11 protein-coding genes and 1 pseudogene are annotated in these 7,275 nt (G+C 68.6%); all 12 read right to left on the bottom strand.

The annotated features are described in order from the left end of the window. Nucleotides 1–195, bottom strand: a pseudogene (locus M9H71_RS24860) (phage protease); the annotation flags it as partial. A 211-nt stretch (nt 196–406) separates the two neighbouring features. Next, nucleotides 407–1,588, bottom strand: a complete 1,182-nt coding sequence (locus M9H71_RS24855; protein ID WP_455407538.1) for a phage head morphogenesis protein — start codon at nt 1,586–1,588, stop codon at nt 407–409. Between the two features lie 2 nt (nt 1,589–1,590). Beyond that, nucleotides 1,591–3,180 (bottom strand): DUF935 domain-containing protein, encoded by a 1,590-nt coding sequence (locus M9H71_RS24850; RefSeq protein ID WP_455407537.1) that lies wholly within the window; start codon nt 3,178–3,180, stop codon nt 1,591–1,593. Beyond that, the gene (locus M9H71_RS24845) at nt 3,174–3,821 is read right to left on the bottom strand and encodes a phage protein Gp27 family protein (protein ID WP_455407536.1); all 648 of its coding nucleotides are present in this window, start codon (nt 3,819–3,821) and stop codon (nt 3,174–3,176) included. Before M9H71_RS24845 ends, M9H71_RS24850 begins: the two co-directional genes overlap by 7 nt. 3 nt (nt 3,822–3,824) lie before the next feature. Beyond that, on the bottom strand, nt 3,825–4,061 hold the full coding sequence (locus M9H71_RS24840) for a ClpX C4-type zinc finger protein (RefSeq protein ID WP_455407535.1): 237 nt from the start codon (nt 4,059–4,061) through the stop codon (nt 3,825–3,827). 3 nt (nt 4,062–4,064) lie between these two features. Then, entirely contained in the window at nt 4,065–4,376 is a 312-nt protein-coding gene (locus M9H71_RS24835) for a VpaChn25_0724 family phage protein (protein ID WP_455407534.1), read from the bottom strand. Next, nucleotides 4,373–4,822 (bottom strand): hypothetical protein, encoded by a 450-nt coding sequence (locus M9H71_RS24830; RefSeq protein ID WP_455407533.1) that lies wholly within the window; start codon nt 4,820–4,822, stop codon nt 4,373–4,375. The genes M9H71_RS24835 and M9H71_RS24830 overlap by 4 nt, the downstream gene beginning before the upstream one ends. A gap of 5 nt (nt 4,823–4,827) precedes the next feature. Further along, nucleotides 4,828–5,049, bottom strand: a complete 222-nt coding sequence (locus M9H71_RS24825; protein WP_455407532.1) for a TraR/DksA family transcriptional regulator — start codon at nt 5,047–5,049, stop codon at nt 4,828–4,830. After that, complete coding sequence (locus M9H71_RS24820) at nt 5,046–5,234, bottom strand: hypothetical protein (protein ID WP_455407531.1); 189 nt, start codon at nt 5,232–5,234, stop codon at nt 5,046–5,048. The genes M9H71_RS24825 and M9H71_RS24820 overlap by 4 nt, the downstream gene beginning before the upstream one ends. Before the next feature lie 13 nt (nt 5,235–5,247). Next, entirely contained in the window at nt 5,248–5,646 is a 399-nt protein-coding gene (locus M9H71_RS24815) for a hypothetical protein (protein ID WP_455407530.1), read from the bottom strand. Then, nucleotides 5,643–5,855, bottom strand: coding sequence for a hypothetical protein (locus M9H71_RS24810; RefSeq protein ID WP_455407529.1), 213 nt, complete (start codon nt 5,853–5,855; stop codon nt 5,643–5,645). Before M9H71_RS24810 ends, M9H71_RS24815 begins: the two co-directional genes overlap by 4 nt. 12 nt (nt 5,856–5,867) lie before the next feature. Beyond that, nucleotides 5,868–6,782 (bottom strand): peptidoglycan-binding protein, encoded by a 915-nt coding sequence (locus M9H71_RS24805; protein ID WP_455407528.1) that lies wholly within the window; start codon nt 6,780–6,782, stop codon nt 5,868–5,870. Between the last annotated feature and the right edge of the window lie 493 nt (nt 6,783–7,275).

The raw sequence follows: 7,275 nt of genomic DNA, 5'->3' as shown, positions 1-7,275 counted from the left end.
GAACCGTGCGACCAGACGCTCGGGCTCGAACACGAAGCGGCGACCGTCGCGTGCGGTGATCGGACCGCGCGGCGTCACCTTGACCCAGCGCGGCCAGTCGCCGTCCGTCGCGGCCAGCGCATCGGCACTCAGCGTCGCGATGCCGAAGGCGATGCCGGGCTGTTCGATCTGGGGGGTTGCGTTGGTCGGCTTCATGGGTGCATGTCTAGCCGTGCACCCCGGCTGCTCGGGCCGCTGACAGGTGTCAGCTACCTCAGTTCTGAGCCGGCCTGGCCCTCCGCCGCGATCTGCGCCGAGCCTTCCCCAAAAACAGCCGCGTAAAAGCACCTCTTTAAGCCCAGGATGCGGCGGCGGCCGAAGCCGGCGCGATTGTCCGTCCCGAGCGGCGGACGCATGTACGGGCTTCCTAGCGGCTCGTCAGTTTCTCCACCGCGATCCGGCCGTCCTCGCCCTTGCGCAAGGTGAGTGTCCAGCTCTTGCCGTCGATCAGCGCACGGATGCGTCGCAGCCCGTCACGGGCGCCGGCGAGCAGCCGGCCGACGTCGATGATCTGCTGCACGATGCCGTAGCGGCCGGCGTCCGCCAGCTTGCCGGCGGCGATGTCGGCCGCCACCAGATCGTTCGCCACGGTGACGATCGGCGTGACCGCCTGGCCGTCGCCGAACGCCTCGGCGACGCGCGGCGAGGCGGCGACCGGAAGCTGCAGCGGCTCGTCGATCTTGGCGAGCGCCTTCGGCCAGTCTCCGCGCCACAGCTTGGCGATGGTCTGCTGTGCGCGATCGGGGCCGGCCTCGGCGAGCGTGTCGGAAAGCTGAGTCACAAGCGTCCGGCCGCGCGCCCGGCCCGGGTTGGTCTGCCAGCCCGGATCGATGCCGCGCGGCACGCGCGTCACTTCGCCGGTGCGCCGGTTGACGTAGTCGGCCTCGCCGAAGTCCGGAGCGTCTTCCGAGTAGCCGTCCTGCGCCAGGTAGCGGTCGCGGTCCTCCTGATCGAGCTGTTGCACCGAGCACTGGCAGCGCCAGCCGTTTGGCGGGAAGTGCGTGCCCCACCAGGAATCGTCGGCCAGCTTGATCGTTCCGGCCCAGGCGAGATGCTCGGGCCGCTTCCGCTCCGCGGTGGAGCGCACGTACAGCAGATAGGGCCGCGACGCCTTGGTGCGCTGGATGCGATTCCACTGGCCTGCGGCGCGTGCCGATCGCACGTTGCTCCAGAACGTCGTCTCCAGCCGGCCGGGCTTGGTGAAATCGACGGTCTTGTCTTTCCATTTGCCGGTCGGGTCCGCCACCGTCTTCGGCCCCCACCATCCGCGCGGCGTTAAACGCGCCTGCATGTCGGCTTTGAAGGCCTCGAAACCCTGGCCGCCGGCGATCGCCTTGTCGATCGCCTCCTTGAACTCGGAGAGCACGCGGGTCTCGGTGACGCCGGCGACCGTGAAGGCGTGGGCGTGTTCCTGGCCCCACACGTCGAGCCAGGAGAAGCCGGGCTTCAGGTTCTTGTCGCGGAAGTAATCGACGACCTCGGGCGGCGTCGCGAAGCCGCGCTTGGCGGCTGCGAGCAGTGCCAGCACCTGCCGCCGCGTCAGCCGCATCGTCAGTCCTTCACGTCGCCGAGGCCGCGGGCCTTGGCGGTGAGACGCGCTAGCGCGTCGGCGAGTTTCGTGCCGTCCTGTTCGGCGGCGATCTGCGGCATCATCGCCAGCAGCTCTTCGAAGCTCGATGCCCGCGCCACCGCCTCGCGCAGCGGCGCCAGCAGCGGATCGACCATCTCCTCCCAATCGGCCATCGCGTCCGCCACCAGCTCGTCGAGCTCGTCCGCCTCGGCGGCCGGATCGGCCGCGAGCGTGGCGGTGCGGGTGCCGCCGCAGGCCGGGCAGCGGCAATCGCCGGCCGACAGCCGCGCCGCCTTCGGCGCCGGTTCATCATTGGCGGCGACGACCTCCTGGCCGCTGCGCGGCGGCGTCAGCAGCTCGTCTTTCTCGCCGGGCTCGGAGAGGCCGAACTTGGTGCGGATCTCCGTTTGCGACACGCGCAGACCGAGCGGCACCAGCTTGGCGACACCATCCGCCAGCGCCTTGGTGTCCTCCGGTTCGGCGACCGGATACTCGACGCTCGGATAGACCGGCTGCGGCCCGAAGTTCATCGCCACCGCCCACTCGATGTGGTCGCGGTTGACGGTGTTGGCGAGTTGCCGGCCGTCCGCGCGCTGGATGTCGAGGCGGACCTCGTTGTGCACTTTCGCCTGCGCCATCGACGAGCCGTTGTCGGCCGTCATGGTCTGGCCGACGACCAGCTTCGAGACCTGTTTGTCGAGATAGTCGAGCAGCGAGCCGAACACCGCTTCGCCGCGCTGGCCCTTGGTCTCGACGAATTCCAGCTCCATGCCCTGCGGGATGATGGCGGCGGCGTCGGAGGCGATGTCGCGCACCGCCCGCAGCAGCGCCTTCTTGTCCGAGTCGCTGGCGCCGGCGTGATAGCGGCCGAGCCGCAGCGGAATGCCGTAGATCTCCGCAAACGCGCTCCAGTCCTTCAGCGCGAACGATTGCAGCAGGAACGCCCAGGCGGCGGCGCGTGCGAAGCCGCGGCGGATCGGGATGCCTGCCTTGGTGCGCGGCGCGTGCACCAAGAAGGTCGGCTTGGCCAGCGGCTCGCCCTCCAGGCTGCCGTCGACCGCGAGCCGCAGCTCGCTCTGCGTCAGCGGATCGAACTGGAAGAACCGCTGGTCGCGCCATTTGTAGGCGACCGGGCGCAGCGCGCCGCGCTCGTATTCCCAGATCGGCTCGATCACCGCATAGCCCTTGGCGATGCCGTCGGTGAGCAGGCCGGTGGCGTCGTGGAAGCCGGGGTCGGCGACCAGCTCGTGCACGAAATCGACGATCTTGGCCGGCACGCCCTCCGGTGCCTTCACGCTCGGCGTCACGCCTTCGATCGCCAGCCGCCGGGTCTGCACCTGGCTGGCGTAGTGCAGGTAGCGCTCCTCCATTTCTTCGGCGAGCGTCAGGTAATCGCGCGCCGAGCCGTTCGCCGCCTGATGCAGCACATAGGCCAGCCGCTCCGGCGTCAGCCCGGAGGCGACGCGCTCGTGATGCACCGCGCGCACGCCGATCGTGGTCGGCGTGGCCATTTCCTTCGACAACAGCGACGCGTCGATCGGGTTGCCGTCAGGCCCCAGCAGCTTCACCACAGCGCACGCCCTCCGGAGGTTTGTTCGAACAATTGGGTGCGGTCGGCTTCAGGCCGCGCCGACTGATAGCCGTCGTAGTCCGGCACGCCGTCGCCGGCGGCGTGGATGCCGAGGAACGCTGCCCAGGTGCGGTCGGCGTGATCGTCGTCGCGTTCGGCGACGAAGCGCGGCGCGCCGGTGGCGGACGCCACCTTGCGCAGCTTGTGCAGATCCGAGCGCAGCGCCACGTCGCCTTCGCGGATTCGATCCATCGCCTTGGCTAGCAGCATCGCTTCCATGGGACCGAACGAAAACGACACCGGTTCACCGGTTTCCTCCGAGGTGCGCGTCGCGATCTCGAACAGGATGTTGTGCATCAGTTCGAGGTTCATCCGCGTCGTCTTGTCGGGGTCGGTCTCGCCCAGACGGCGAACGATCACCTCGGCGACCTGCCGGGATTTCTTGACCCGCTCGGCGATCTCGGCGGCCTTCTGGAGGTGGCGGCCGAGCGCGGAGCGCGACGGTAGCTCCTTCTTGTCGAGATCGAGCTCGCCGAGCTTGAGCATGATCTCATCGATCGTGCAACCCTGGTCGCGCAGACGCCCGATCAGGTCGCGCACTTCCTCTGGTAGCCGGTCGATCGACGATGGTCGGTTCGCCATGGCTCAGTCCTTCGCGATGTCGCCGGCCGTCAACGGCTCCGGCTTGCAGAAAGCACAGTGCAGGGCTTCGCGAACGAGATCCGCTTCCGATCGTCGGTCGGCAATGATCCGCGTAATCTGTTCGCCTGCGTCGGCGACACAGGTCTCGCAGATGAAGGACGGCCAGACTCCAGCCAGCATCACCTCGGCCTCACGTGAACTTTTGCCGCAGAACGAGCAGTAAAATTCCGCGTCGGCCATGGCTCAGTCCTTCGGGCTGGGACGCGCCACCATCGGATGCGGCCGGCCGTGCGCGACATCGCGGCCAAGCTTGGTGAGCGTCGCGATCGTCATCTTGCGGCCGTTCAGTTCGATCTCGCTGCGCGTGACCAGGCGGTGCTGATCCAGCAGCACGATGTCGGCCTCGACCACGTCGGGATAGACGCGGTGACGTAGCTCCTGCGCGGCCTTGGTCAGCAGCGGCGCCGACAGTTCGTAGTTGTCCTGTTCGGCCAGGAGCCGCAGCAGCACGAGGCGGCGGTCTTTGTCGAACACTTCGGCAAGCGTGTCGCTCATCCGGTCTTCTCCCGTTTCTCGTCGAGCATGTGGCCCAGGATCATCTCCAGCGTCCGGTCGATCTTGTTGGCGGTCTTCTCGACGCCCTTGATGGTCTCGACCGAGGCTGCAACCTGCGTCTCGACCCGGCTGATCCGGTCGGAGAGATGCTCCATCTCGGTGCGGCCGGGCAGTTGGCGGACATCGCTTTCCAGCTTCGCCATCCGCTCGCTGGTTTCGCGCTCGCTCTTGACGATGCGGTCGCTGGTCTTTTTCTCGTTGTCGTCGATCTTCTTCGACAGGTCGCTGATCGAGGTGGTGACCGCCTCGATCTGGTCGTCGAAGGTGGCCTTCGTCGGGAACTGGCCGCGCAGGTAGTACATCCCGGCGAGGCCGATCGCCGCCACCGGCACCGACAACACCCACCAGATGTCTTTCGCCAGCGACACCGCCTCCGCCCAGCTCATTCCTATTACCGCCCCCTGTGCGAGCGGTCCCACCGCTCGCGGCCTTCCTGACAGTCGATGCACCGGGTCGCCGAGGGCATCGCCTTGCGGCGGGCATCGTCGATCGGCTCGCCGCACACCACGCAATGCGTGGCGCCGCGGCCTTTGATCCGCCCGGCCGCGCGGGCGATGCAGTCGTCGCGCTCGCGCTGTTCCAGCGCCTGCGCCTCGTCGAGCTGATCGGTCACCGCTGCGGCCCGATCGCCTCGACGGCCGCGGCGCGGCGGCCTTCGCATGTCTTCAGCGCCGAGCGGTCGCGGCCCCAGGCGCTCGCGGTCTCGCGTTCGGTCAAGTCGCGATCGGGCAGCGCCACCGGCGGGTCGCAGGGCTGCGCCGCGCTCGGCGGCACGGTCGGCCGCGTCATCTGCAGCATCACCGCCGGCTCGTCACCGGGCTTGGTTGAGCAGCCGGACACGAGCGCGGCCGAGGCACCGACGATCGCCATCACTGAGCGCCGCATTCTGTTTCTCCAGGTCTTTCAACGCGTCTTCACGGCCCTTTTCGGCGGCCTTGATGCTGCTCTCCGCGGCCATCGCGGCGCGGGCCTGCTCGGCCTCGGCGCGCGCCACCTTGGCGTTCGCCTCGGCGATCTCGGCACGCCAATGCGCGTCGCGCTCGGCCTTGGCGGTGGCGGCGGCCTCGCTGACCATGGCGCGGATCGTGGCCGCGGCGCGCCAGGCGCCGAGGCCGCCGATCGCCACCAGGGCGGCGAGGCCGAAAGCAATCAGCGCGGCCTTACCGATCGGCCGCGCGGCGAATCCTGCGAGGGCGGCGAGCGAGATCACGGCGTGCCAGCTCCAACCAGGATCAGCACGATGGCGATGCCCGAGAACACCCACAGTTCCGGTGTCATCACCGCATCGACGCGATCGACGAGGCCGAAGTCGGCGCCGTAGGTTTCTTGCACCCATCGGGCCCGCAGCCCGATGATGATCGCCAGGATCACCGCAGCGATGATCCCGACGAACACCATGATCAGAGGAATCACCTGCATCGCTCCCTCCCGTCAGGTCAGCCGGCCTGCGCGGTAGGCGTCGACCGTGTCGGCCTCGGCCTTGCGTGCGGACCACCAGATGCCGGCAGCGATGCCGACGATCAGCAACGCCCACACCCAGCCGGGGACGGCCTGGAGCCAACCCATGATCGGCGAAAGCTCGCTCATCACGCTGGAGACATTGGCGGCGACTCCCTGCAGCACAGCGACCGCGGCGGAAGGCGCGCCGAGCAGCCACGCCAGCAGCTTGGAGCGTCCGGCCTGCCGCACCGCTGGCACGATCTTGCTGACATCCTTCGGGGTGGCGCGGGCGCGGGCATCGCCGATCTCGCGCAGGCTCGCATCGGCCAATGCCCGCAGCGTGGCGTCGTCGACCTCCGGCGTCGGCGGCAGACCGTTGTGACGCTTGAAGGTCACCAGCGCGTCTTCGGTGCGGTCGAAAAAATCGCCGTCGATATTGCCCACCTCGTAGTAGCCGAGCGCGCGCAGCCGCTGCTGCACGAACTCGACCAGCGCCTTCGGCAGCGGATGGGGCTCGGACGGCTCCGCAGCGTCGGCCGGGTGCGCTCGATCGCCCGCGTTGCCGTCGTCCTCGCCGGGCTGGGCCAAATCGGGGAACGCGGCAGTGTCCGGATTGTCCTTCGCCGGCTCGATCGCAACCGATATGCCGGTCACCTCGCCGAGCTCGATTTCGCCGACATCAGCAAACGCCGCGACCTTCGGGGCACTCACGCCGAACACCGCCTTGCGCACGTAGGCGAGCGGGAACAGCGGATTGGTGTCGACCTTGCGGGCCGGTGCGATCATCCAGTGGGTGACGATCTCGGTGATGGTCGGATAGGCCGCCACCAGCGCGCGGCAGAGATCGACGACCGCGTCGATCTGCTGCGGCGAGTGCTCCAGCCAGAGCCCATCGTTCGGCGACATCGGCTTCGCGCAGCACCTTCGCCATCCGCCGGCGGGCTCCGGCGATCGCGCCGGTGGGCCCGCGCGGGATCAGCACATAGGCGCCGCCGAATCCATCGCCGCCGGTGCCCTGGCGGAAGTGGGCACAGAGCTTCTCGGCCGCCTCGCGGCCGACGCAGGTCGTGAGCCAGTGGTCGCCCTCCGGCAAAAATGCCGGAAACGACATCCGCGTGCCGCCGTGTTCCTCTGCGATCTGCAGCGCCGCGTCGAGGCCGGCGGCCTCGGCGATTTCGGCCAGAACCTCGGGCAGCCAGGCGTAGCTCACCGGCGTTGAGCCACCGCTCCACAGTGCGCTGGCAAACCGATGTTGGTTGCCAGTCTGGCCCCAATTCTGTCTCTGCGGCGATCTTGCGAATCGCGGCGGCGCGAGCATCGGAATGCTTCGCGAGACCAATGGCCGGAGTGATGACGTGGAGACGCCACCTCGCAACAACCGACCGCTCGCCTCGCGAAG

The sequence above is a fragment of the Rhodopseudomonas parapalustris genome (genome assembly GCF_053772255.1).
The sequence above is the reverse complement of the archived record's forward strand: the minus strand, read 5'-3'. Positions and strand labels throughout refer to the sequence as shown.

What these genes read in the sequence shown, in the direction of transcription:
- M9H71_RS24855 (WP_455407538.1), bottom strand. Translation starts at nt 1,588, where the DNA reads ATGCGGCTGACGCGGCGGCAGGTGCTGGCACTGCTCGCAGCCGCCAAG.
- M9H71_RS24845 (WP_455407536.1), bottom strand. Translation starts at nt 3,821, where the DNA reads ATGGCGAACCGACCATCGTCGATCGACCGGCTACCAGAGGAAGTGCGC.
- M9H71_RS24840 (WP_455407535.1), bottom strand. Translation starts at nt 4,061, where the DNA reads ATGGCCGACGCGGAATTTTACTGCTCGTTCTGCGGCAAAAGTTCACGT.
- M9H71_RS24835 (WP_455407534.1), bottom strand. Translation starts at nt 4,376, where the DNA reads ATGAGCGACACGCTTGCCGAAGTGTTCGACAAAGACCGCCGCCTCGTG.
- M9H71_RS24830 (WP_455407533.1), bottom strand. Translation starts at nt 4,822, where the DNA reads ATGAGCTGGGCGGAGGCGGTGTCGCTGGCGAAAGACATCTGGTGGGTG.
- M9H71_RS24820 (WP_455407531.1), bottom strand. Translation starts at nt 5,234, where the DNA reads ATGCTGCAGATGACGCGGCCGACCGTGCCGCCGAGCGCGGCGCAGCCC.
- M9H71_RS24810 (WP_455407529.1), bottom strand. Translation starts at nt 5,855, where the DNA reads ATGCAGGTGATTCCTCTGATCATGGTGTTCGTCGGGATCATCGCTGCG.
- M9H71_RS24805 (WP_455407528.1), bottom strand. Translation starts at nt 6,782, where the DNA reads ATGTCGCCGAACGATGGGCTCTGGCTGGAGCACTCGCCGCAGCAGATC.